Annotated in this window: 19 protein-coding genes, 1 other RNA gene, 1 pseudogene and 1 other annotated feature; of the genes and pseudogenes, 1 reads left to right on the top strand and 20 read right to left on the bottom strand. The window is 38.2% G+C overall.

What is annotated here, in order from left to right; translation table 11 throughout:
• Positions 1 to 110: 110 nt before the first annotated feature.
• From DF281_RS00565 to hisS, 14 genes and pseudogenes are all read right to left on the bottom strand, one after another.
• Complete coding sequence (locus DF281_RS00565) at positions 111 to 806, bottom strand: glucosamine-6-phosphate deaminase (RefSeq protein WP_109348308.1); 696 nt, start codon at positions 804 to 806, stop codon at positions 111 to 113.
• Between the two features lie 11 nt (positions 807 to 817).
• Complete coding sequence (locus DF281_RS00560; RefSeq protein ID WP_166636038.1) at positions 818 to 1,795, bottom strand: N-acetylglucosamine kinase; 978 nt, start codon at positions 1,793 to 1,795, stop codon at positions 818 to 820.
• Positions 1,796 to 1,851: 56 nt separating this feature from the next.
• Complete coding sequence (locus tag DF281_RS00555) at positions 1,852 to 2,355, bottom strand: phospho-sugar glycosidase domain-containing protein (RefSeq protein WP_240605491.1); 504 nt, start codon at positions 2,353 to 2,355, stop codon at positions 1,852 to 1,854.
• Between the two features lie 99 nt (positions 2,356 to 2,454).
• Positions 2,455 to 3,015: pseudogene (locus DF281_RS00550) on the bottom strand (GNAT family N-acetyltransferase).
• 51 nt (positions 3,016 to 3,066) lie between these two features.
• Positions 3,067 to 4,776 (bottom strand): phosphoenolpyruvate--protein phosphotransferase, encoded by a 1,710-nt coding sequence (gene ptsP, locus DF281_RS00545; protein WP_109348304.1) that lies wholly within the window; start codon positions 4,774 to 4,776, stop codon positions 3,067 to 3,069.
• Position 4,777: 1 nt separating this feature from the next.
• Complete coding sequence (locus DF281_RS00540; RefSeq protein ID WP_109348303.1) at positions 4,778 to 5,047, bottom strand: phosphocarrier protein HPr; 270 nt, start codon at positions 5,045 to 5,047, stop codon at positions 4,778 to 4,780.
• Between the two features lie 14 nt (positions 5,048 to 5,061).
• Entirely contained in the window at positions 5,062 to 5,778 is a 717-nt protein-coding gene (locus DF281_RS00535; RefSeq protein WP_109348302.1) for a sugar isomerase domain-containing protein, read from the bottom strand.
• A 10-nt stretch (positions 5,779 to 5,788) separates the two neighbouring features.
• Positions 5,789 to 6,511 (bottom strand): GntR family transcriptional regulator, encoded by a 723-nt coding sequence (locus DF281_RS00530; RefSeq protein WP_109348301.1) that lies wholly within the window; start codon positions 6,509 to 6,511, stop codon positions 5,789 to 5,791.
• 22 nt (positions 6,512 to 6,533) lie between these two features.
• Positions 6,534 to 7,682, bottom strand: a complete 1,149-nt coding sequence (gene nagA / locus DF281_RS00525; RefSeq protein WP_109348300.1) for an N-acetylglucosamine-6-phosphate deacetylase — start codon at positions 7,680 to 7,682, stop codon at positions 6,534 to 6,536.
• A 64-nt stretch (positions 7,683 to 7,746) separates the two neighbouring features.
• A complete protein-coding gene (gene nagE / locus DF281_RS00520; RefSeq protein ID WP_109348299.1) occupies positions 7,747 to 9,666 on the bottom strand; it encodes an N-acetylglucosamine-specific PTS transporter subunit IIBC in 1,920 nt (639 codons plus the stop codon).
• Positions 9,667 to 9,857: 191 nt separating this feature from the next.
• Positions 9,858 to 11,654: a hypothetical protein gene (locus DF281_RS00515; RefSeq protein ID WP_115329390.1), complete on the bottom strand. Its 1,797-nt coding sequence runs from the start codon at positions 11,652 to 11,654 to the stop codon at positions 9,858 to 9,860.
• Between the two features lie 78 nt (positions 11,655 to 11,732).
• Positions 11,733 to 11,914: non-coding RNA, 6S RNA (gene ssrS, locus DF281_RS00510), on the bottom strand.
• 485 nt (positions 11,915 to 12,399) lie between these two features.
• Positions 12,400 to 14,187: an aspartate--tRNA ligase gene (aspS, locus tag DF281_RS00505; RefSeq protein WP_109348297.1), complete on the bottom strand. Its 1,788-nt coding sequence runs from the start codon at positions 14,185 to 14,187 to the stop codon at positions 12,400 to 12,402.
• Between the two features lie 17 nt (positions 14,188 to 14,204).
• Entirely contained in the window at positions 14,205 to 15,473 is a 1,269-nt protein-coding gene (gene hisS / locus DF281_RS00500) for a histidine--tRNA ligase (RefSeq protein WP_109348296.1), read from the bottom strand.
• A 79-nt stretch (positions 15,474 to 15,552) separates the two neighbouring features.
• Positions 15,553 to 15,792: a binding site (T-box leader), on the bottom strand.
• 117 nt (positions 15,793 to 15,909) lie between these two features.
• Between hisS and DF281_RS00495 the strand changes: the two genes are divergently transcribed.
• The gene (locus tag DF281_RS00495) at positions 15,910 to 17,277 is read left to right on the top strand and encodes an N-acetylmuramoyl-L-alanine amidase family protein (protein WP_109348295.1); all 1,368 of its coding nucleotides are present in this window, start codon (positions 15,910 to 15,912) and stop codon (positions 17,275 to 17,277) included.
• A gap of 74 nt (positions 17,278 to 17,351) precedes the next feature.
• Here DF281_RS00495 and dtd read toward each other — a convergent pair whose 3' ends face one another.
• The 6 genes from dtd to DF281_RS00465 form a co-directional block, all read right to left on the bottom strand.
• Complete coding sequence (dtd, locus tag DF281_RS00490; protein WP_109348294.1) at positions 17,352 to 17,789, bottom strand: D-aminoacyl-tRNA deacylase; 438 nt, start codon at positions 17,787 to 17,789, stop codon at positions 17,352 to 17,354.
• A gap of 15 nt (positions 17,790 to 17,804) precedes the next feature.
• Positions 17,805 to 20,000, bottom strand: coding sequence for a RelA/SpoT family protein (locus tag DF281_RS00485; RefSeq protein WP_109348293.1), 2,196 nt, complete (start codon positions 19,998 to 20,000; stop codon positions 17,805 to 17,807).
• Between the two features lie 166 nt (positions 20,001 to 20,166).
• Positions 20,167 to 20,679, bottom strand: coding sequence for an adenine phosphoribosyltransferase (locus DF281_RS00480; RefSeq protein ID WP_109348292.1), 513 nt, complete (start codon positions 20,677 to 20,679; stop codon positions 20,167 to 20,169).
• A gap of 1 nt (position 20,680) precedes the next feature.
• Positions 20,681 to 23,020, bottom strand: coding sequence for a single-stranded-DNA-specific exonuclease RecJ (recJ, locus tag DF281_RS00475; protein ID WP_109348392.1), 2,340 nt, complete (start codon positions 23,018 to 23,020; stop codon positions 20,681 to 20,683).
• 105 nt (positions 23,021 to 23,125) lie between these two features.
• A complete protein-coding gene (locus DF281_RS00470) occupies positions 23,126 to 23,503 on the bottom strand; it encodes a LapA family protein (RefSeq protein WP_109348291.1) in 378 nt (125 codons plus the stop codon).
• 60 nt (positions 23,504 to 23,563) lie between these two features.
• A complete protein-coding gene (locus DF281_RS00465; protein WP_109348290.1) occupies positions 23,564 to 24,307 on the bottom strand; it encodes a prepilin peptidase in 744 nt (247 codons plus the stop codon).
• Positions 24,308 to 24,311: the final 4 nt, after the last annotated feature.

Raw genomic sequence — 24,311 nt, 5'->3', positions numbered from 1 at the left:
TATTCCTACAAAATTACTATGAAAAAAATATACAATTTCCTGCGATAAATTGCAAGCTTCCTTCAAAATAAAAAAGCTTCGGAAAGATGACTTTCCAAAGCTAATAATTATTATAAGTCTAAATCTGTTAAAACGATGAAATCTTGATGATCTTTCAATGCTGTTACAGGAACTTCAACAGTTGCCTCACCATTGATTAATGCATGAAGAGCGTCACGTTTTTTCTCGCCAACAGCGATTAATAAGACTGTTTTTGCACGAGCAATTGAAGAAATCCCCATTGTAATTGCTTTCGTAGGTACTTCATCAATCGAGTTGAAGAAACGAGCATTCGCTTCACGAGTCGATTGTGTCAGTTCAACTACATGAGTTGGTGCATCAAACGGTGTGCCAGGCTCATTGAAGCCGATATGACCGTTTTCACCAATTCCTAGTAATTGAAAGTCTAATTGAGCATTTCTAAGTTTTTCTTCATATTGTGCAGCTTCTGCGACTGGATCAGCTGCTTCACCATTCGGTAATTCTGAATGTGCGAAAGGCTTTTTGCTGAATAAGTTCGTCTTCATGAAAGATACATAGCTTTCGGGATGCGATGCTGGTAGACCGACATACTCATCTAAGTTAAAGCTATTACATTTTGAAAAATCAATGTCGCTAGCTGCCATTTTTTCATATAATGGCACCATCGTTCCACCTGTAGCTAATCCGAATGTATTTGATCCTTTAGCTAATTCATTTTGGAAAATTTCAAGAGCGCGAGTATATAACTCGTCTTCATTTTTTATAATTTCTAATTTAATTGACATAGCAATCTCCTTTAATACTTCATTTTCATTTGTTCTGCGAAGTTTTGTATAAATTCAGTTGTCACTTCTTCGTTTAACTGCTTTAATCCACCGATGATTGCTCCACCTACAGGTATCAATTTGGGTTGTAAAAATTGTAATTGAAAATTCATTGGTTGCTTCATTAAGACGTCATAGAACAGATTAAAGTTCGTAAAAACGCCACCAGCTAAAACAGTTGGCAGTTCTTTCCGGACATCCCATCTCGCTTGGGATGCACACGCTTCAATTGCTAGAATATACTGCTGCGCTGCTCGTGACAAAATAACTTGCGCTACATAGTCGCCTTCTTCAGCGGCTTCAATCACATAACGACTTAACGGCGCGATGATTGCTCTCGGATGCTCATCATTATAAATGCAATCGACAATTTTTGTAACACTGTCAATTTGAAAATGGTTCAATACTTTTTCAGTAAGCACTGTTTCTGTCCCACGATGGTCGTAGGATTTTACAACAGCTTTTAATGCTTCTCTACCTAAATCGTAGCCACTGCCCTCATCATCAAATAGATAACCCCAACCACCTGCTCTGTAAGAGTTATTATGAGAGTCTAAACAATAAGTGATTGCTCCAGTGCCTGCGATTTGAACAATGCCCGGCATTCCTAATGTACCCGAAAAAAGAGCGATACAAGCGTCATTTTCAATTATAATCGAAACAGTGTCATCATAGAACTGTTGAATGACTGATTTTGCAATTTTTTCAAAAGACAGTTCTTTTACCCCAGAAAGTCCAGCAAAGCAACATTCTACCTTTTCAAAGGCATTTTCATTCTGTTCTTTTAATTTGCTTATTATTTTGGCAAGTTCCGATTCGAATTGCAGTCTTGAAATTGCTGTAGGATTACTTGATCCTCCAACAACTTTCGCGAGTACTTGACCAGTTTCATCTGAGAGAACAGCAACTGTCGAAGTACCACCGCCGTCGATTCCTAAAATAATTGGCATATGAATACCTCCATACATAGTGAGGAGGTTGCTCTAGTGAACAACCTCCCGAAAATTTACTTCATTGTGAATGAAAAAGTTTCCCAAGGCCGAATTTGATGAATTAGAAATCGTTCGGATTCAACTACTTTTCCAACGACATTCGTCTTTCCTTCATTCGGCATTTCTTTTAAGACGATATTCAGCTCGCCTTTATAACGAATATCTAAATCATTATCAATTGTCAGATCACCAGGCATTAATGTTTGCGGCGCAAGTGGTGGAACGGATTCATCTTTATACTTAACGCGTGGTTGTGTACTGCGAATGACATATGCAGAAACATCGCCTCGATTAAAATGCTTTTCTTCCAAAATAATTTTCTGTTCTAACTGACTAATTCCATCACTTAACTCGACTTTTAAGGATAGAGTCGAGCGATTTAGTCGTCCGAGTGCTTCAAGTTCTTCTTCTGAAGCATACATATTCCCGATGATTAAGTCATCTATAAGCTGTGAATGCCATAAATCCTTCGCCTGTACAGTAATTGGTAAATGACGATGTTCTTCTAACTTAAACACTAAATTGCCAATTGTATAACGAATATAGCCAATGATTTCCCCGTTTTCATAAAATGCCGCAAAATGACTATTCGGTCGTCACTCTTCAATCCGATACCATCATGCATCACTACGTTGCATCATGCTATCTCTACTGTTCGCAAGTGGATTATGAAACTGTTTAATGTCATGCCATACAGCCGCATTGACACGATCAAAAGATGTCCTTTTCACTTCATTCATTAATTTCGGATCTGCGCCAATAGTTGATAGTTCACAACTAAATTGCAGTTGTTCCTGAAATAATTCCCAACCAAAATGTCTGTAAAAACTCGTCGAATACGGTGCTAAAACGGGTATAGTTTGTCCATGATGCCGCATACGTTCAAGTGCATCAATCATAATTGCTTTCATGACACCTTTATTACGATATTCGAGATAGGTCGCAACAAATCCAATCCCTCCCATCGCTAGATTCTGTCCTCTTAGCGTAATGTTTAATGGCAAAACTAGTTATTGTCCAATCAATTCACCTTCCTCAAAACATCCGATTGCATGCCCTGCATTTAACCAATGAAGAAAGTCATCTAATTTTGCTTCGTTATACACACTTTGAAAGCTATAGGATCTTAAATCTAACACTTGCGAGTATTCTTCAGGCTCAATTTTTCGAATGTCCATCCTATTCCTCCGTTCAAAAAAAACTGCCAATGGCAGTTTTTTCTTCTCCTATTATTGTGTAATTTGCTTCACAAACGCTTCAACTTCTTGAGCTGTTGAAAGTGTTAAAATATGATCAATATGGCTACTTAATTGTGCTTTTGATAGCGTAGAAATTTGTTTTCTGGCATGGAGAATAGATGATGCACTCATTGAGAATTCATCTAATCCCAGTGCAAGCAATAGTGGAATCGCTATTGGATCGCCCGCCATCTCGCCACACATACCTACCCATTTGCCATTCGCGTGACCTGCATCGATGACATTTTTCACAAGTCTTAAAATCGCAGGATGGTATGGTTGATACAAGTAGGATACTTTTTCATTCATTCGATCTGCTGCAAATGTATATTGAATTAAGTCATTCGTGCCAATCGACATGAAATCTGCTTCTTTAGCGAATAAATCAGCAATCACCGCAGCTGATGGAATCTCAACCATCATGCCGATTTCGATAGAGTTGGATACATCTACGCCTTCAGAAATTAACTGCTCCTTCACTTCTAAAAGGAAGTTCTTTGCTTCTCTAAATTCATCTAAAGTCGCAATCATCGGGAACATAATTTTCAAATTACCAAATACACTCGCTCTTAAAAGTGCGCGTAATTGGACACGGAATAAATCTCGATCATCTAAGCAAAGTCGAATTGCTCGATACCCTAAAAACGGATTCATTTCATGTGGTAATTTCAAATAAGGAAGTTCTTTATCGCCACCAATATCGAGAGTACGTACAACTGTTGGTTTATCCCCCATTTTTTCTAAAACGGTTTTATAGGATTGGAATTGTTCTTCTTCCGTTGGGAAATCTGAGCGATCCATGTAAAGAAATTCAGTTCTAAATAGCCCTACACCGTCGCCACCGTTCGCTAATACGATTTCTAGATCATCAGGTCGGCCGATATTCCCAGCGAGTTCTACATGATGACCATCAGCATCTTGGCTTACTTCATCGACGTATGCTTTTAGCGCTTGCTGTTCTGCTTCAAATTCCTTCTTCTCACGCTCATACTGCTCGATTTCTGTAGTAGAAGGGGAGAAAATCACGATGCCTTTTGAGCCATCAAGAATAATCATTTCATTTGTAGTGCCGCTTTCTGTCGCATTTTTCGTTCCTACGACCGCAGGAATTTCTAAAGTTCTAGCTAAAATCGCAGAGTGGGATGTACGTCCACCGATATTCGTCACAAAACCTTTGACGAATTCCTTATTTAATTGTGCTGTCATCGAAGGGGTTAAATCTTCCGCAATAATAATGACATCTTCGTTGATCGTCGTTAAATCCGGTAAATCTCGGTTAAGTAGTTTTGATAATAATCTATGGGAAACGTCGCGAATATCAGCTGCTCGCTCACGCATATATTCATTTTCCATCGATTCGAACATCGTCACGAACATTGTTGATACTTCTTCAAGCGCTGCTTCCGCATTAATACCTTCATCAATTTTGGCTTCGATTGCCGTTTTTAATTCAGGATCTTGTAATACGAGCAAATGGGCCGAGAAAATAGCGGCTTTATCCTCGCCGAATTTCTCAATCGCTCTTTCACGAATTAACTCTAATTCACCTTTTGCTAGTAAAATTGCTTCATTAAATCGATTTTTCTCAGCTACATGGTCTGCTACTTCAACTTTTTCAAATGATAAATCCGGTTCTACTAGGCGGTAAGCAGATGCGATAGCGATACCATTTGAAACCCCGATCCCTTTGATTTGTGTCATATTAGGCTTCTATGCCAATACCTTCACTTGTAATCACTGTAGCCGCCTTTTCTAATGCTGCTTCTGCATCTGCACCTTCTGCAGAAATGGTAATTGTCGCGCCTGATGGAATACCTAATGCCATGACACCCATAATTGATTTCAAGTTCACTGAACGCTCGTTGTAGCTAATTTGAACATCCGATGCGAATGGTGTAACCGCTGAAACTAGTAATGTGCAAGGTCTTGCGTGTAATCCTTCTGCGCTTGTAATTTTATATTGTTTTTCCATGATAAAACCTCCGATTAGTTAAAGTTAATTCGATTTTGATATTTTTGTAGCCAAACGTCATTATTGTTTTCAGCTTCAATATTATTACTACTGAAAACAGGTGGTTCAATGTTTTTTGATTGAAGAATTTGGATCACTTGCACAATCACTTCATTTATTATTGTTGCACCTGCAATCGTCGACACCGGCCCATATTGTAGTTTGTCATCGGTTACAATGCCGTCACCTATTGGCACATGTGTATTTAGAACGATTGTCGCCACATCTTCCAATCGCTTTCCAGATGGATGCCTTGAAGGCTGTTGGCTATAAAAAAGTGATTGTAGCGTTATTACTGGTATACCCAATTTCTTCGCTCGTAAAGCCATTTCAACAGGGATTGGATTTCTCCCACTTGTAGAAATTACGACAAGTACGTCATTTGGTTTGAGTGAAATTTCCTGCCAGAATTCCTCGCTTTTTGAAAGGTTTTTCTCATTTTCAGATGATGTAATCGCACCTGAATGTAACATTAATCCCTCTATTTGTATGGGCTTTGCCGGAACAAGCCCACCAGCACGGTAATAGGTTTCCTGTGCTAATAAATGGGAATGTCCACTGCCAAATAATTGCATGATTCCACCATTTTCGATTGATTTTGCAATCACTTCAGCTGCTTTCTCCATTGCAAGGGATTCTTGTTTTTCTATTTCATCAATTAAATGACGAATATTTTCAAAAAAAGCACTCATCTGAACACCTCTATCTTTGAATTTCGCTAATAAATTTGTAGCGATCCGCTCGATAAGCAGACCTTACAAGTTCAAAAGGCTGGCCGTCCGATAAAAAACTAATTCGCTTAATGATTAAGACAACCGCACTCACATCCATCTGCAAATACTTACTATCTTCTTTGGCAACTAGTGATGCTTCCATCTGTTGTATTGCATTGCCAATCTTTTGTTGATATTCTTCTTCCACAATTTTATAGAGTGATCCATTCAATTTCTTCACATCTAGCCCTGGTAGTGTCTTCACTGGTATGTATGTTCGCTCAATTGCCATCGGTTGATCGTCGGCATTTCTAATTCGCACCATGAAATAAACTTCTTCTCCATCTTCAAGTAGTAAATCTTTCGCCACATCAAATGGTGGGAGAATTTGTTCGAACTTTATTATTTTGCTGCTCGGTGTTAATCCTCTAGCGCGCATATCTTCTGTGAAACTCGTCAAACCATTTAAAGGCTGTTCTAATTTTGGCGTCGACACATATGTTCCTCGCCCTTTTTCGCGGTAGAGCATACCACTCGACACAAGGTTCGTGATTGCTTGCCTAACAGTCATGCGACTTACTTCAAAACTGTTAGACAAATCACGTTCTGAGGGAATTGGCGAGCCAACTTCATATTCACCTAAATAAATTCTTTGTTTTAATTCTTCTTCGATTTGAATATAAATTGGTACATGGGAATTTTTATTGACCAATTATTCTCACCTTCCTCATCACTTATTCATACACTACTTTACCTGCTTTTATTGTCTTTTGTACAACTAAATCCTTAGATAAAAGGACGAAATCTGCATCCGCATTTACGCTGATTACCCCTTTATTCGAAAGATTCATTTGTTGTGCTGCATTGTAAGATGACATCGCAACCAAATCTTCTAATGAGCAGTTTGTCGCTTGTTTCATATTTCGAATCGCTCGGTCCATCGTCAAAATACTTCCTGCTAATGCACCGTTTGGTAGATGCGCCCCTGTTTCCGTTACATGAACCATTTGGCCGCCTAAATCATAATCGCCATAAGGTACGCCTTTTGCTCGCATCGCATCCGTTATGAGAATAATATGACTTGCGCCTTTTAAACGATAAGCAAATTCAACTGATTTCGGATGGCTATGAATGAAATCGACAATGATTTCTGTTTTCACTTGATTGTTTAATAATGTGCCACCCACTACACCTGGATCACGATGATGGAATGGACGCATTTGATTATAGAGATGTGTTCCTTGTTTTGCGCCTAGCGATACGGCTCGTTCAACTTCTTCCAAAGTAGCATCTGAATGCCCAATGGATACAACTATGCCTTGTTTCGACAGTTCTTTTACAAAGTCAAAGCCACCTTCAACTTCAGGTGCGACTGTTATTTCTTTGATCATGCCACCAGATAGCTTTTGCCAATGATTAAAGGTTTCAATATTTGGTGGGATAATATATTCTTCCGGTTGCGCGCCGACTCTCTTAATTGAGATGAATGGCCCTTCGATGTGAACGCCTAAAATTTCTGCTTCATTCGCATCATTTTCAAATTGTCCAATCGCTTCCAATGCATGTTCAATTTCTTCTAACTTCTGTGTCATCGTCGTTGCTAAAAAACCTGTAACCCCTTCTTTTACTAAGGATTTCGCCATCTTATGAAGACTTTCCTGCTTGCCATCCATCGTATCTACACCTGCAGAACCGTGGATATGCATGTCAATAAATCCAGGGAATAAAATTTGATTCGAGCCATCTATAATTTGAAGATCAGTTAGATCAATATTTTGTTCGATTGATTGTATTTTACCGTTTACAACATAGACATCTGTTTTTTCAATCGAGTAATTAGCATTTACGACTTGAACATTTTTAATGAGTATGGAATTCGTCATAATTAAACATCCTCCATTTCAAAATAAGAAGCCTCTAGCCAAGAGACTAGAGGCTCATCTTACATTACCTTAAATCAATAATGCCTTCTGTACCTGCTTCTTGACGTCCTGATTTTAGAATTTCAACATTTTTACCATGTGCATTCGTTAGAACAACCGGTGTAATTGTTGAAGGAACTTTACCTGCGACATAATTCAAATCAACTTTGATTAGCGGATCTCCTCGTTGAATTAATTGAGAAGTTTCAACAAGTGTTTCGAATCCTTCGCCGTTCAGCTTAACTGTATCAAGTCCGATATGAATTAAAATTTCCAATCCTGTATCTGAAACGATGCCAATTGCATGTTTCGTAGGGAAAATCATCATAACTTTCCCATCCACAGGTGATTTAATTTCACCGTTTTCAATATTAATACCGAATCCTGGCCCCATCGCACCTGATGCAAATGCTTGGTCCGGGATTTCATTCAATGGAATGAGGTCACCTGTTACTGGCATGACGAAATCATTCGGAATGAATTCAGTACCATCACTCGTCATTTCCTCTTGCACAGCTTCTGCGTTCACTTCAGAAGTTAATGGCGGATTCCCTGCTTTCAATCTTGATTTCATTGCTTCTGCTAAGAACTCTACAGAAGTTCCGATAATGACTTGTGCATTTGTTTTACTAATTTTCATGACACCACGAGCGCCGTATTTCTTCAATTTCTTCTCATCTACTACAGATGAATCGTTTAAAGTTAAACGAAGTCGCGTTGTACAATAATCAACATGTTTAATATTTTCTTTGCCGCCTAATCCTTCGATTGTATGATAGGCTTTAGCATCTAAAACTTCATCTGTCGAACCAACAAGTGGTGCGCCATCTTCATCTTCCTCGTCATCATCTTCACGACCTGGCGTTTTCAAATCTAATTTGATAATTAAGAAGTAGAAGATTACAAAGTAGATTGCCCCGACTACTAATCCGAGTGGAATCAGTAGCAATGGTTTTTGAGCGATCCCGAAGTTTAAAATATAATCAATTAAACCTGCGGAGAATCCGAAACCATCATGAATTCCGAGCCAATTTGCTGCCATTAAGGATAGTCCTGTTAATACCGCGTGAACGACATATAGTACTGGTGATAAGAACATGAATGAGAATTCAATTGGTTCAGTAACACCTGTAATAAATGCTGTTAAAGCGATGGAAACGAACATACCACCAACGATTGCTTTTTTCTCTTTTTTCGCAGCCATATACATTGCTAAACATGCTGCTGGAAGACCGAACATCATAATTGGGAAGAAACCAGATAAGAATGGTCCAGCTGTCGGATCACCTTTTAAGAATCGGTTAATCTCACCTTTTACGACTGTGCCGTCTGCAGTTGTGAATGATCCGAAATCAAACCATACAACTGTATTGATTACGTGATGCAGTCCTACAGGAATAAGTAGACGGTTTAAGAAACCATACACCCCAACCCCGATTGAACCATTATCAATTGCCCAGTTACCCGCTGAATCAATCCAACCTTGAACTGGCGGCCATACATATCCAAATACCCAACCAATTAACATCATGACGACGGCGGTTATAATCGGGACAAACCGTCGACCTCCGAAGAACGATAACCACTCTGGGAATTTAACATTATAGAATTTGTTATAAAGTAGTCCGGCAATTACCCCGGCAATTACGCCTCCGAAAACGTTCATATTAATGTCCTCATTAACTGACTTTAATACACCCGTTAATACAATGTGTGCCACTGCCCCGGCAAGTGCTGCTCCCCCTGCTCCATCAAATGCGAAGCCCATCGCGATCCCAATCGCAAAGATTAGTGGAAGATTGCCAAGAATCGAATCCCCTGCTGATGCCATTACTTTCCAACCAAGCATATCATCTGCACCGAGTCGTACTAATAGTGCAGCGGCTGGAAGTGTAGCAATCGGAAACATTAATGATTTCCCGATTTTTTGCAAAAATGCTAACATCTGATTCACTCCCTTATTGTATTGTCTTGCTAATTGGTATAGTTGTCTATACCAATTATAAAGGGTTCACAATTATTTGAAAACCCTTTATTTTGAAATTTTATTCCCTTAATAGATTGGAATAAAACAAAAAAACAAGTTATTGTTGCTGTGAAAGCATTTTACAATAACTTGTCTAGTCGAATGTTTTTTTAAAATAAAGGAGAAATAAGGAAGTAAATGATTTTTGCTTCATTCAAATCGCCATTTTCAAAGTAACTATTTGTCGGAAAACCAAATGGCGCTTTTCCCATTTTTAAATAGAATGGAACAAATCGATTCAATGATTTTGCTTCAGCTTCAAAATGATCCTCACTTTTCCATTTCAAATAGTGAGCAATTGAATAACATAACCACGCTTCCATCGGATTCAACTTATTCGGCAGATTGCTATGAATAACTTGTTCCGTTGAGATCTTTTTAAATAATACATACAATACTGTTTTAAAATAATGCAGAATTTTTATTTTTTGCAGCAAGGTTTCCGGAATTGATTCAATCGTTTTTAGTGCTTCCTCATACGCTCCGATTTGAAAATACAATGTAATTTTGAGCAAGACTGTACGTTCCGAATAATCGCTGCATTCGAGATTACTTAGCAATTGAATTCTTTTAGGGATTTCTTGATTTTCAGATAAAATAATTTGCGCATCAATATTTTTCGGATCTTTTGATAAAGCTAACGCAGCCAAATCCCACCGTCTTTTTTGATTTCTCGCGCAGTATGCTTCATAGGCATACTTCTGCGCCTTAAGTTGTTTCTTTTGCGGATTGTACGGTATTTCCTGCAGAGCCTTTTCCATTCTCTTGCGATCTAATTCATTTGTAAAAACAAGTTTCTCCATTTGCTTCTTCACTTGCCACTTCGTAAATTCTTCTTGTGTCGCATCCGTTCCAATCCTTTCTTTCGATTGGCGCATTTGCTCAATTAAAGAAAAATCAAATACTTCTTCAAAATAAAGTGAGATTTTCTGACTTTTCCTTGTGATTGTACTTGTTGAAATTTCATAGAACTCGCCTAATTTTTTCTTAGTCATCATTTTAGGAATGAAATCATATTTAATCGCAAAGTCAATAATACCAGCTATTAACGCCTGTTTTTTGCGTGTTCGAACTCTTTGGACATTTTCAACTTCAATCAAATATTTTTCAAAAACAATGATCAAATCTTCGTTGTTTACACCCATTCGATTCAATTCATACTCAAGCTGAATAATTGATTCCGTATGTTCAATTTGGTTACATGCTTCACTTTCAACAATGGATTCGCCATTCGGCAAAATAATATCTAAGCAACCTAAAATATGCTGCTCATAAAAATCTTGCAAAGTCGTTTGATTCGATTGATCAATTAATTGTTTAATCGCTTCTAAAAAATCCAAATCCTTTGCATCTATAAATAACGCGGTATTTAATTTTGTATAAAAGTTTGGGTTTGCGCCAGATAATAATTGGCATACAATGATTGAATGTAATTTCGATTCATCGACTTCCAAATTTTGAATATAGACGATTTCATCATTCATAACATCTTTGACAATGACAAAATCATGGATAAAATCAATGATTTGACCGATGAAAAACACCGGTTCCTTCCATTTCGAAAGCATGATATGCGATTTAGGTTGGACGATTTCTTTCATTTTCTTCATCAAAAAGAAGCCCCACTCACGTTTATTCGCTGTAAAATAGTACGCATCTGTCACCATTTCAAATAGTGGCAAATCGGACTTACTTTTCGATAGTGCTGCCATTCGACTTTCTCCAAGCCACGGCACAATCAATTTTTCAAATTCACCTTTTGTTTGGTGGGTGAAAATAAACTCATATGTAATTCGAGATTTAATCGCACACCAGTGTCTTTCAATCGTTATATTATTTTTTGAGAAACAACATTCACTTAATTTTTTGCCACTATTACAAAAACACAATTGACCTACACTGTTCACGACTGATTCTCTCCTTTCGATAAAAAAATAACAAAACCCCTGATTTAGTCATCAGAGGTGGGAATAGTCATAATAAGAACAAATCCCAATTGTGCCGTCATTTATAAATCATCGTTTAAACCCGCTCTCAGCAGGTGGGTGTCCTCAATTTAGTCGATCAATGTCCCCGGAGGGCATATTCTCTACTAAAAGATGTTGGACTCCCTTATAAATGGTGTTCGGTCAAAACTGATGTTTAGCAACGAACACATCAGGATTTGTTATTACAAACACAATAACATAAGATTTCTGTTTATTTCAAATAATATGATATAAAAAAGTAAATTTTTTTTATTTATGAGCATTCCCAAAATATGTACATTATTTTTCTTTAGTTTTATTATACCATTTGACCTATAAGATACAATACCAGATTTTTGAAATAATTGTGTCACACATTCATATTTCAAGCGATTTATAGATGAAAACAATTGACTTCTCACTTGCGCAACAAAACGACATTGCATTTCAACCATTTCTTAAGCACTAGTTTTTCTAAGAGGAATTACATTTTTCGCCTCTAAAAATGATCTATCATTACTACAGATCAATAACAGTGAAATGATCCCCGCTTGAAGAAAACCCCACACGAACAAACAAGTACCGCGTTATTTGTGAATCTATTTAACCTGAATTGTTCCAACACAAAAAAAGCTCTACAGCGACACTTATGTTCAAGTGCAACTGTAGAGCAATTATTATTTAATTAATCTTCGTCAGCCATTGTTTTTACACGAATGTGTAAGTCATCTAATTGAGCTGTTGCTACTTCAGAAGGAGCATCAGTTAATAGACAGCTTGCAGAAGCAGTTTTAGGGAATGCGATTGTGTCACGTAAGTTGTCGCGACCAGCTAATAGCATGATAAAACGGTCAAGACCGAATGCTACACCACCGTGTGGAGGAACGCCGAATTCAAATGCATCCATTAAGAAACCAAATTGTTCTTGCGCTTGCTCTTTAGAGAAACCAAGTACTTCGAACATTTTTTCTTGTAAATCTTTTTCGTAAATACGTAATGATCCGCCACCAAGCTCGTAGCCGTTAAGAACGATATCGTATGCTTGCGCGCGTACTTTACCAGGATCAGTATCCATTAATTCCATATCTTCTTCGAAAGGACGAGTGAATGGGTGGTGAGCTGCTGTGTAGCGACCCGCTTCTTCATCATACTCAAGTAATGGCCAGTCAGTAATCCATAGGAATGCAAATTTAGAGTTATCAATTAAACCTAAATCTTTCCCTAGTTTTTTACGTAAAGCGCCTAATGCGTCAGCTACTACTGAAGGTTTGTCTGCTACGAATACTAATGTATCGCCAGGTTCTGCACCCATACGTTCCATTAATTTCACGCCGAAATCATCTTGGAAGAACTTACCGATTGGTCCAGTTAATCCTTCTACGCCTGTTTCAGTAACTTTGATCCATGCAAGACCTTTCGCACCGTAACGACCAACGAATTTCGTTAATTCATCTAAATCTTTACGAGAGTATTGATCGCTAGCGCCTTTGATGTTTAAACCTTTCACTTGTTTACCATCAGCTACAGTTTGAGCGAATACTTTGAATCCACAACCTTCAACTACATCTGAAAGGTCGATTAATTCTAAGTCAAAACGAACGTCTGGCTTATCTGAACCGTAACGAGACATCGCTTCATCGTATTTCATGCGTTGGAATGGACGAGGAATGTCTATACCTTTTACTTCTTTCATTACTTTTTGGATTAAGCGTTCGTTAATATCAAGAATTTGTTCTTGATTTAAGAAGCTCATTTCCATATCGATTTGAGTGAATTCTGGTTGACGATCTGCACGTAAATCTTCATCACGGAAACAACGAGCGATTTGGAAGTAACGTTCGAAACCAGAAACCATTAATAATTGTTTAAATAATTGTGGAGATTGTGGTAATGCATAGAATTCACCATCATGTACACGAGAAGGTACTAAGTAGTCACGTGCGCCTTCAGGAGTTGATTTCGTTAAGATTGGTGTTTCTACTTCTAAGAAACCTTCGTCTTGTAAGAAGTTACGTACTACTTTCGTTACGTCAGAACGTAATTTGAAAGTGTTGTACATTACTGGACGACGTAAATCTAAGTAACGGTATTTCAGACGTAAATCTTCATTTACTTGAATACGGTCTTCGATTTGGAATGGAGGTGTTTTCGCTTTGTTAATTAGTTCAACACGGTCAACATAAACTTCGATCATACCTGTATCTAAGTTAGGGTTTACCATATCTGTTGTACGAGCGCGAACTTCACCTTCAACTTCGATAACATATTCACTACGGAATGAATCTGCTAAATCTAAAGCTGCTTGAGAGTTTGTTGGAGTGAATACCACTTGAGTTAATCCAGTACGGTCACGTAAATCGATGAAAATTAAACCACCGAAGTCACGACGGTATTGTACCCAACCTTTTAATACAACGCGTTCACCTACGTTTTCAGCACGTAGTACGCCACAATCATGTGTTCTTAAAGCCATTTGTAATTCCTCCAGTATTATTTATGTGCAAGCAAGTAATTTACTAAATCGTGGAATGGCACTTTTTCTTGATCGCCTGTTTCCATGTTTTTCACGTTAGCTGCTTGTTCTTCTAATTCAGATCCACCTAAAACGATGACATATTTAGCATTTAAACGGTCTGCTGCTTTCATTTGCGCTTTCATCTTACGACCAGCGTAATCGATCTCAGTAGCAATCCCCTTCACTCTAAATGAGCTTGTTAATTCTACCGCTTTCAATTTCGCATCCTCATCCATCGCAACGATGAATAAATCTAAGTCGTTTTCAATATTAAGTGCAACTTCTTCAGCTTCTAAAGCTAAAAGTAGACGTTCGATACTCATACCGAATCCGATACCAGGTGATTCCGGACCACCGATTTCTTCAACAAGACCGTTGTAACGACCACCACCACAAAGAGTTGTGATTGCGCCAAAGCCTTCTGCAGTACTCATAATTTCGAATGCAGTGTGGTTATAGTAATCTAAACCACGTACTAAATTAGGATCCACTACATAGTCGATGCCTAAAGCGTCTAAATATTTCTTCACTTGATCAAAATATGCTGCTGATTCTTCATTTAAATAGTTTGTAAGCTGAGGTGCTTGTTCAATCAGTGGATTGGCCGCATCAACTTTACAATCTAAAATACGCAGTGGATTTTGTTGCAAACGTTTTTGACAATCTGCACAGAATTCGCCGATATGTGGTTCAAAGTGTGCGATTAATGCATCTCTATGTGCATCACGTACTTCCTTATCCCCTAATGAATTAATCACAAGTTTTAAATGCTTCAAACCTGCTTCTTGATAGACGCGCATCGCTAATTCAATAACTTCTGCATCAACAGCAGGATCTTTTGAACCAATCGCCTCTACACCAAATTGTACGAATTGACGGTAACGACCTTTTTGAGAGCGCTCATATCTGAACATTGGCCCTAAATATGAAACTTTCACAGGTTGATCTGCGTAACCATACATTTTATGTTCTACATAAGAACGTGAGATTGAAGCAGTTCCTTCAGGACGAAGTGTTAATGAACGGCCACCACGGTCTTCGAATGTATACATTTCTTTTTGAACGATATCTGTTGAATCACCTACACCGCGTTGGAAAAGTTCAGTTGATTCAAACATTGGCGTACGAAGCTCTGGGTAACGATAGACATGACAAAGATGTCGCATAATCCCCTCGATTTTCTGCCATTTTTCTGATTCGCCAGGTAAAATATCTTGTGTTCCTCTAGGTACTTTAAAGCTCATATGATTAACTCCTTTCATCAAAGTTTACTGAATTTACATTTTTCGGAATTAAAAAAAGCCCTCGCCACTTGCATCGTATGCAAGGGACGAGAGCTGTATAGTCTTCCGCGGTTCCACCCTAGTTGATTTACAAAATCGTAAATCCTCTTAAAATCGGATAACGGCCGATTCCGTCTTCGCCTACTATGAAAAATCATTTCGACGAAAAACCTCTCAAGTGTTATTCACATTCTCGTCCTACTAGAAAAGATTTCAGCCACGTCTTTTCCTCTCTTGAATAGGCAGTAGAGTTCGCTACTTGCTTGGTCATTGGTGTTTTTTGTTTATTTCAGATTAACTAATATGATAGAGTTTTCAGCCTAATATGTCAACCTTTTATAATAATTGTAGCTTTTTAGACCTAATTAATTATACAATATAGTAAAGGAGGAGAATCATGGCTAAAAAATACACTATTTTCACTAAATTGCTAGTCGTGACTTTATTACTACTTTCTGCTGTTTTCACACTTTCTCCAGATCGTGCTGAAGCCGCAACTAAAAGTTATAAGGTGACATCGACGACGCTAAATGTTCGTACTGGCCCGTCAGTTAATTACAAAGTTTTATTCGCATTAAAGAAAAACAACACGGTTACTTACCAATCTAAAAAAGGTACTTGGTTCAAAATCAAGTCAGGCTCAAAAACAGGTTATGTTTCTTCAAAATATTTAACACCTGTTAAAAAGCCGTCAGTTTCAACAAACTCTACACCAGCGGTAACGACATACTACTACATTACAGAACCTACAGGACTTTCTATGCGTTCTGGTGCAGGTGTGTCTTACAAAGCATTAGGAAAAACAATTCCTTTTGAAAAACGCGTACAAATTTTAAAACAAAACAGTAACGGTTGGATCCAAGTAAAATACGGTACAAAAACTGGTTGGATCAACGGTAGTAACGCTTATGGATTTAAATCAACGAAGAAATTCTCATTCACTTCTGAAAAAGAAGATGTGAAAAGCTACTTAGTAATGGATGGTAATTCATTAAACGTTCGTAAAATGCCAAACGTAGCTGCACCATCAATTGGTAAAGTTGGCGTTGGTTTCACAGCTGAAATCTTACGTATGTCTAGCAACGGCTGGGCTGAAGTACAATTCTCAAATAAAGAAAAAGGTTGGGTTTCTACAAATACTGACCTAACAATTATTACTGAATCAATCGACCAAGTTGGTGATGAAGTTACTGATTCATTAAAAGGTCTTACATTCGTAGTTGACGCAGGTCATGGTAATCATGATGGCGGTTCTTACGGTGTTGATTTAAACGGTAATAAAGTAAACGAAAAAACTTTAAACCTTAAAGCTGCACAAGCGATTCAAGTGGCGATCCAAAACGCTGGTGGCCGCGTCTTAATGACACGTAACGGCGATACTTTCTTAACACTTGATCAACGTGCGAAATACGCTTCTAAAAATGGTGGTAACGCATTTATTAGTGTTCACCACAACTCAGCTTCATCATCGGCTACTGGATTCGAATCTTTCTACTCGAACAAAACGAATAGTAAAGAATTCGCAAAAGCAGTTCACGAAGGCGTTGTTGACTCAATTAAAGAAGAATACCCAGGTTATAAAGACCGTACGCTTAAAGCTTATGATTTCTATGTAGTTCGTTACAACTCAGTATTCGCTACTTTATTAGAATTAGGATTCATGTCTAACAAAGCAGAATTAACTCGTTTAAATACTGATAAATTCCGTACAACTGTTGCTGATGGCGTAGTTGCAGGATTAAAAACATACTACGGAAGAGATTAATGCAATCATAAGATTCATTTAAAATCTTCAATTACAAAGCCCGAATCGCATTTGCGACTCGGGCTTTTGTTTTGCTATGCTTCTAAAATAATTGTCGTTGGTCCAATATTCGTCAACGACACATCCATCATCGCCCCGAATACCCCAGTTTCTACTGTCATTCCTAAAGAAGTAAGCTTGTTATTGAAATAATGCCATAGAGGTTCTGCTACATCAGGTCTAGCAGCGTCAGTGAAGCTTGGACGATTCCCTTTTTTCGCATTGGCATAAAGCGTAAATTGCGAAATCGATAAAATATCGCCACCATGATCGATAATCGAGTGGTTCATCTTCTCATCCTCATCTTCCCAAATACGCAGCTTTACTAATTTATTTGCTAATTGATCCGCCTGTTCTTCTGTATCTTCATGTGTAATTCCAACTAACAGAACATACCCTTCAGCAATCTTCCCTACAACTGAACCATCTACTGCTACAGAAGCATTTTTAGCCTTTTGTAAAACAATTTTCACAACTTACATCCCCTATTAATTATTGACACGTTGTACTGAATATATATCTTGAATCGATTTGATCTTATCGACAACTTTCATCATATGTGGAATATTTTTTATTTGTAATGTTAAATGAATGGTCGCCACTTTATCACGATTTGCTTTCGCATTGACTGCACTAATCGATGTTTTTGTTTCAGCAACAACTGCCATGACTTCCGCGATAAATCCTGGACGATCATACCCCGTCACTTCAATATCAACTGCATAAAGCTTCGTATCTTGCTCGCCACCAGTTCCCCACTGCACATCAATCAGTCGCTCTTTCTCTTCAGATGTCGCGACATTTGGACAATCTGCACGGTGAACAGAAACGCCTCTACCTTTCGTAATAAACCCTACGATTTCATCTCCCGGAACAGGTCGACAACATCGCGATAAACGAATTAATAGATTTTCAAGACCAGGAACTACGACGCCCGTTTCAGTTGGTTTCGTATTTTTAGGTGTACTCATCTCTTTTGAGATTTTCTCCATTTGTTCTTCGTGATCACGTTGTTTACGCATTTTTTCAGCGAGTCGATTGACAACTTGTTGTGCCGTCATACCATTAAAGCCAACTGCGGCTACTAAATCTTCTTCGCTATTATAGTTCAATTTTTCACAAACACGCTTGAAGTTTTCTTGCGTAAGCACTTCCTTAATATCGAAGCCTTGCGCTTTAATTTCTTCTTCAATTAAGCGACGTCCTTTATCCGCATTATCTTCACGCGATTGCTTTTTGAAAAACTGCTTAATTTTATGTTTTGCTTGAGAAGATTGAGCGATTTTCAACCAATCATGCGAAGGGCCGAATGATTGTTTAGACGTCATGATTTCGACGATGTCACCCGTGAATAATTCTGTATCAAGCGGAACCATTTTGCCGTTAACTTTCGCACCAATTGTCTTATTCCCAATTTCTGAATGGACGCGGTATGCGAAGTCGATTGGCACAGATCCAGCTGGTAGTTCCAGCACATCGCCTTTTGGTGAGAATACATAAACCATATCTGAGAAAAGGTCGAATTTTAATGATTCCATAAATTCTTCCGCATCAGATGATTCATTTTGATATTCTAAAATTTCTCGGAACCACGTTAAATTACTATTAATATCTTGTTTTTCAGAAACGACATTTTTTCCTTCTTTATAAGCCCAGTGAGCTGCAACCCCATACTCTGCAATATTATGCATTTCAACTGTACGAATTTGAATTTCAAGTGGATCTCCATAAGGTCCGATGACAGTCGTATGTAGGGATTGGTATAAATTTTGTTTTGGCATTGCGATATAATCTTTGAAACGTCCTGGCATCGGCTTCCATAATGTATGAACGATGCCAAGTGCCGCATAGCAATCTTTAATACTACTAACGATCAAACGAATCGCTAATAAGTCATAAATTTCATTAAACTGCTTGTTTTGCATCTCCATTTTGCGATAGATGCTGTAAATATGTTTCGGACGACCCGATAACTCTGCATCGATATTAATATCATCTAATTGATCGCCGATTTCTTCCATGACAGAATTCAAATACTGCTCGCGCTCGACACGTTTGCGCTTCATTAAATTAACGATGCGATAATATTGTTGCGGGTTCAGATAGCGTAAAGCAGTATCCTCAAGCTCCCACTTGATTGTAGAAATACCAAGTCTATGAGCAAGTGGTGCAAATATTTCAAGTGTTTCCTTTGAAATACGGCGCTGCTTCTCGATTGGTAAATGCTTTAAAGTACGCATATTGTGCAGACGATCCGCTAATTTAATTAAAATAACACGGATATCCTGTGCCATCGCTACGAACATTTTACGATGATTTTCTGCTTGTTGTTCTTTTTTAGATTTGAATTTTATTTTTCCGAGCTTGGTTACGCCGTCGACAAGCATGGCTACTTCTTCGCCAAAGTGTTCTACTAGGTCTTCACGCGTAAAATCTGTATCTTCTACTACATCATGTAGAAAACCTGCAGAAACAGTTTCAGGATCCATTTGAAGCTCGGCTAATATACCCGCTACTTGGATTGGATGAAGTATATAAGGCTCGCCCGAACTACGGAATTGTTCTTTATGTGCGTCCTCTGCCAAATCATATGCTTTTTTTACAAATTCCACATGTTCTTTGTTCATGTATGAAGCAAGCATTTCAAAAACTTCTTCTACTGTCATCACTCGATCTTTCGCCATGTTAGCTCACCCTATTTCATAAATTTACCGATTAGATATAACTTTTATTGTATAAAACTAATGCATGGTTTGTAAAGGTTTTGGGCTAAAATTCAACCGAAATTGTCAGAAAAGTAAAAGTCCGTTCAAAAAGTTTTAACTTTTCAAACGGACTCCTTATTTAATCTTAATATTCCATAACCGTGAAGATATCATATTTCGCAATTTTATCGCGACCTTTTAAGTCTTCTAATTCGATTAAGAATGCACAACCTACAACTTCGCCACCCATTTGCTCGATTAGCTTAATTGAAGCTTCAACCGTACCGCCAGTTGCAAGTAAATCATCGACGATTAATACTTTTTGACCTGGTTTTACAGCATCACTATGCATTGTTAATGTATTCGTACCGTACTCAAGTGCATACTCTTGTGAAATCACTTCACGAGGTAATTTACCTGGTTTACGAACAGGAGCGAAACCAATTTCTAATGCATAAGCAACCGGGCATCCTGTAATGAAACCGCGAGCTTCAGGGCCTACGATTAGTTCAGCACCAACTTTTTTAGCGTACTCAACAATTTGATCCGTCGCATATTTGTATGCAGGACCGTTATCCATGATTGTTGTAATATCTTTGAAAGAAATGCCTTCTTTTGGCCAACCTTCAACAACTGTTACGTATTTTTTTAAATCCATCTTAATTTTCCTCCTCAGAAAGTGGTTGTTTCGTAAAGCATTGTTCAAACCAATTTCTTAAATCCTTATATTGCGCATAAAGAAGTTTCTCTTCAAGCGCCACTTGTTCCGTGCGTTCTTTGTAAATAAGCGCAGACTCGATCGCACGCTTATCCGGATTATCTACAATTTTTGCAAGACCATCGTCTATTGTAACAAATTTCAGTTCAAAAAACACCTGTGTCATGAAAATCAACATAGCACGGCTCCAACCTTTATGTTTCGCTAAATCATTTAGGTTTTGACGAACATTAAACTGTTTTCTTTGTTTTAAAAATGAATAATACCAAATGAATTGTTCGCGTGTCGGCATACCTTCAAAAAGATGAGGATTCGCGACATAGAAATGCGCATAAATTCGCACTGGTTCAACTGTTCTCAATAAATTCGCAAGTTGTTCTTGATGCGTAGGTAAGTCGAGCAGCACTAAGAATTTCGAGTAAGTTTGTTCCGTTTCTTCATTATATAAAGTAATTTCTTTCGGAATTAATGTTTTGAAGTATTCAACCGTATCTTTTTTGAAAGCAATAAAAGTTGTTTCTTCAATAGGAATCGTTTGCAACCACTTAGAAACTTTATTGCTTCCGCCACGTAAATCGAATAATTGCCATTCATCCGTATGCACATCTGAAATCATCAATTGCGGAAGTTTTTTGCCATTCCATTCATTGATTTGTAAATCACCGGCAAATGATACTTTCACACCCGTCGTCAATTCATCTTTTAAATAGCCTTTGTGGAAGCCAACTGCTGCAAGCGATTGCCCATTCTCACCTAAGTCCATTTTTATATGATCTTCATTGGCGCCGATTTTGCGCATCGACTTAATTTCAGTTTCTTGAATGCCGTATAAAGGCTTCGCAAATGAAGTTCCATATGGCGCAAGGTTTCGCGTTGCTTGAATCGCATCAACATCAATTTCGTCGATTGACACTGGCACATCAATTTTTAAAATGGGAATCAAATCTTCCGGTGACAGACTTACTAATGATTGCGCGTGTAGTCTTTCGCGTAATTCATCGACATCTTCCATCGCAAGTGTCATACCTGCAGCCATCGGGTGACCGCCAAATGCGATTAATACATCACGATTTTGGTCCAATTCACCATACATATTAAACCCTTCAATACTACGTGCCGAACCTTTTGCAATCCCTTTTTCCACGTCGATCCCTAAGACGATTGTTGGTTTATAATATTTCTCAACAAGACGTGATGCGACGATTCCGACAACCCCTGGATTCCAACCTTCTTCTGCAACGACAAGAACTTGAGCTTGGCTAATCTCCTCCATATTTTCAACGAGTTCGATTGCTTCCTTCGTCATTGTCGATACGATATCTTTTCGCTCTTTATTTTTATCATCTAATTGTTGCGCCATATGAGCTGCTTCTGCTTGATCCTGTGACAGCATGAAATCAACCGCTGGTGCAGCTTCACCAAGACGACCAATGGCATTTAATCGAGGGCCGAATGAGAAACCAATTGTTTCCTCTGTAATTTCGTTCAATGGTACATTTGATACTTTTGCTAAAGCATTCAAAGAAACATGTTGCGTAGTTTGAAGTTTCTCTAGACCTAGCTTCACTAAATAACGATTTTCATCTAAAAGCGGCACTAAATCGGCAATCGTTCCAATCGCAACGAATTCTACTAAATGCTCTGGGAAACGACCTAAAAGTGCATGTGCTAATTTGAATGCAACACCTACCCCAGCAAGTTCACCGAATGGGTATTGACCTTCAGGAATTCTTGGGTGAATGATGACATCTGCATTCGGCAATTCTTTCGCAGGTTCGTGGTGATCTGTCACGATGACATCGACACCTAACTCTTTCGCAATAGCGATCGGTTCATTCCCTGCAATACCATTATCCACTGTAATAATTAATTTCACACCATCTTCTGCAGCCTTACGGAAAAGGCGTTCAGAAGGGCCGTAACCATCAATAAAACGGTTCGGTATACAGTGATCCACATTAGCTCCTAACTCAAGTAGAGCGTGCTTTAAAACACTTGTACTTGTGATCCCATCCGCGTCATAATCACCATAGATCAGAATTTGCTCATTTTGTTCAATGGCATTGTTAATTCGCTCAACAGCTTCGCTCATTCCATTTAATAAAAATGGATCATGGACAGAAGTTTCATCTACTTGTAGAAAGGCTCTTGCTTCTTCCACTTCACTAAATCCTCTCGCCACAAGGATTTTCGCTGATATCGTATTTATGTTTAATTCGTCCATTAATTGATTCACTTTTGACTCATCTGGATTTTCAATGATCCATCTTTTCTCTGTCATTTTCCTCATCACATCCTTCCTTCTATTATAACGAAACAAAGTTGTAAAACATATGTATAACATGAAAAAACCGCTCAAATGCACTGGGCATTCAAACGGTTAATTTTAATGTAAATCATCTTCCCTTACATTAATCCGCCCTGAATCTTTCGGCGTAGCTGTAGTTGAATTTAATTTCAGTTGTTCTAAGTCACGTGCAGTTGAATCTAATGAAGTTTGCAACACTTGATTGCGCGCATTCGCTTCATCGAGTTCCTTCTGTAAACTCTTACGTTGACGTGATTTCCCAAAAATCTTATATGAAGCAAATGAAATACTTAATAAAGATCCGAGTAAAGCAGCTCCTAAAATAACGAGTACGAGTGGCCATTGCGCTTCCCCGAACACATAATTCACTGGAACTTTGTCGACATTGAATACAGCAAAAACTGCTACGATAATGGCAAATAATAGTCCAAATAAAATACCCCATTGTGATTTCATCAAATTCCTCCTTCGGTCAAACTTTGTAGTCTTTACCCGACTTCCAAAGTTTTCTAACCGCTAGAAGAATAATGATGTATACCAATCAAATAATTCACTGCCGTAGAAATAAGCGATTAATGAGCCGACAGCAATGGATGGTCCAAATGGAATCGTCTTACCGAAGCCTCTTTTAAGAAAGACCGCAACGATTAATCCTATGACAGATGAAAGGAAAATGGAGATAAACGTCAATTTCACACCAAGTACTAAACCGATGACGAAATAAAGTTTAATATCGCCTCCACCCATGCCATTTTTTGAGAACATCGATACGAGTAGTAGAAGTCCAAAACCAAAAACAGCTCCAGCAACCGTGTCCCACCAAGGTGTGAGTGGTGAAATAATTCTACCGATGACAATTAGGCTACCGAAGATTAACAGTACCTTGTCTTGAATGATCATATAGCAAATATCGGATACCGTAATAATAGCAAATAATGAAATGAATAATAATGCGACTATTAACTCAGCGGTAAAGCCGAAATGTACATAAGCTAAAATGAATAATAACCCCGTGAATAATTCAATCAATGCATGAAAAGCACCGAACTTCTCGCCACATTGACGGCATTTTCCACGTAGAAGGACATAGCTTAATACGGGTATTAAATCAAGCGCCATCAATGGTTTTTGACAAGCATCGCAATGCGAACCTGGTTGAACGATCGACTTCCCAGCCGGCCAACGCATTCCGACAACATTGTAAAATGAGCCGAATGCTGCACCGAATAGAAAGAAGAAAATACTATAATAAATTTCCAAAAAA

It is taken from the genome of Kurthia zopfii (assembly GCF_003143955.1).
Classification (GTDB): domain Bacteria; phylum Bacillota; class Bacilli; order Bacillales_A; family Planococcaceae; genus Kurthia; species Kurthia zopfii.
This window is presented reverse-complemented; position numbering and strand designations above follow the sequence as displayed.

Excerpts from the sequence above, each read along its gene's own strand:
- DF281_RS00565 (WP_109348308.1), bottom strand. The coding sequence starts at position 806 with ATGTCAATTAAATTAGAAATTATAAAAAATGAAGACGAGTTATATACT.
- DF281_RS00560 (WP_166636038.1), bottom strand. The coding sequence starts at position 1,795 with ATGCCAATTATTTTAGGAATCGACGGCGGTGGTACTTCGACAGTTGCT.
- ptsP (WP_109348304.1), bottom strand. The coding sequence starts at position 4,776 with ATGACACAAATCAAAGGGATCGGGGTTTCAAATGGTATCGCTATCGCA.
- DF281_RS00540 (WP_109348303.1), bottom strand. The coding sequence starts at position 5,047 with ATGGAAAAACAATATAAAATTACAAGCGCAGAAGGATTACACGCAAGA.
- DF281_RS00535 (WP_109348302.1), bottom strand. The coding sequence starts at position 5,778 with ATGAGTGCTTTTTTTGAAAATATTCGTCATTTAATTGATGAAATAGAA.
- nagA (WP_109348300.1), bottom strand. The coding sequence starts at position 7,682 with ATGACGAATTCCATACTCATTAAAAATGTTCAAGTCGTAAATGCTAAT.
- nagE (WP_109348299.1), bottom strand. The coding sequence starts at position 9,666 with ATGTTAGCATTTTTGCAAAAAATCGGGAAATCATTAATGTTTCCGATT.
- aspS (WP_109348297.1), bottom strand. The coding sequence starts at position 14,187 with ATGGCTTTAAGAACACATGATTGTGGCGTACTACGTGCTGAAAACGTA.
- hisS (WP_109348296.1), bottom strand. The coding sequence starts at position 15,473 with ATGAGCTTTAAAGTACCTAGAGGAACACAAGATATTTTACCTGGCGAA.
- DF281_RS00495 (WP_109348295.1), top strand. The coding sequence starts at position 15,910 with ATGGCTAAAAAATACACTATTTTCACTAAATTGCTAGTCGTGACTTTA.
- DF281_RS00485 (WP_109348293.1), bottom strand. The coding sequence starts at position 20,000 with ATGGCGAAAGATCGAGTGATGACAGTAGAAGAAGTTTTTGAAATGCTT.
- DF281_RS00480 (WP_109348292.1), bottom strand. The coding sequence starts at position 20,679 with ATGGATTTAAAAAAATACGTAACAGTTGTTGAAGGTTGGCCAAAAGAA.
- recJ (WP_109348392.1), bottom strand. The coding sequence starts at position 23,020 with ATGACAGAGAAAAGATGGATCATTGAAAATCCAGATGAGTCAAAAGTG.
- DF281_RS00470 (WP_109348291.1), bottom strand. The coding sequence starts at position 23,503 with ATGAAATCACAATGGGGTATTTTATTTGGACTATTATTTGCCATTATC.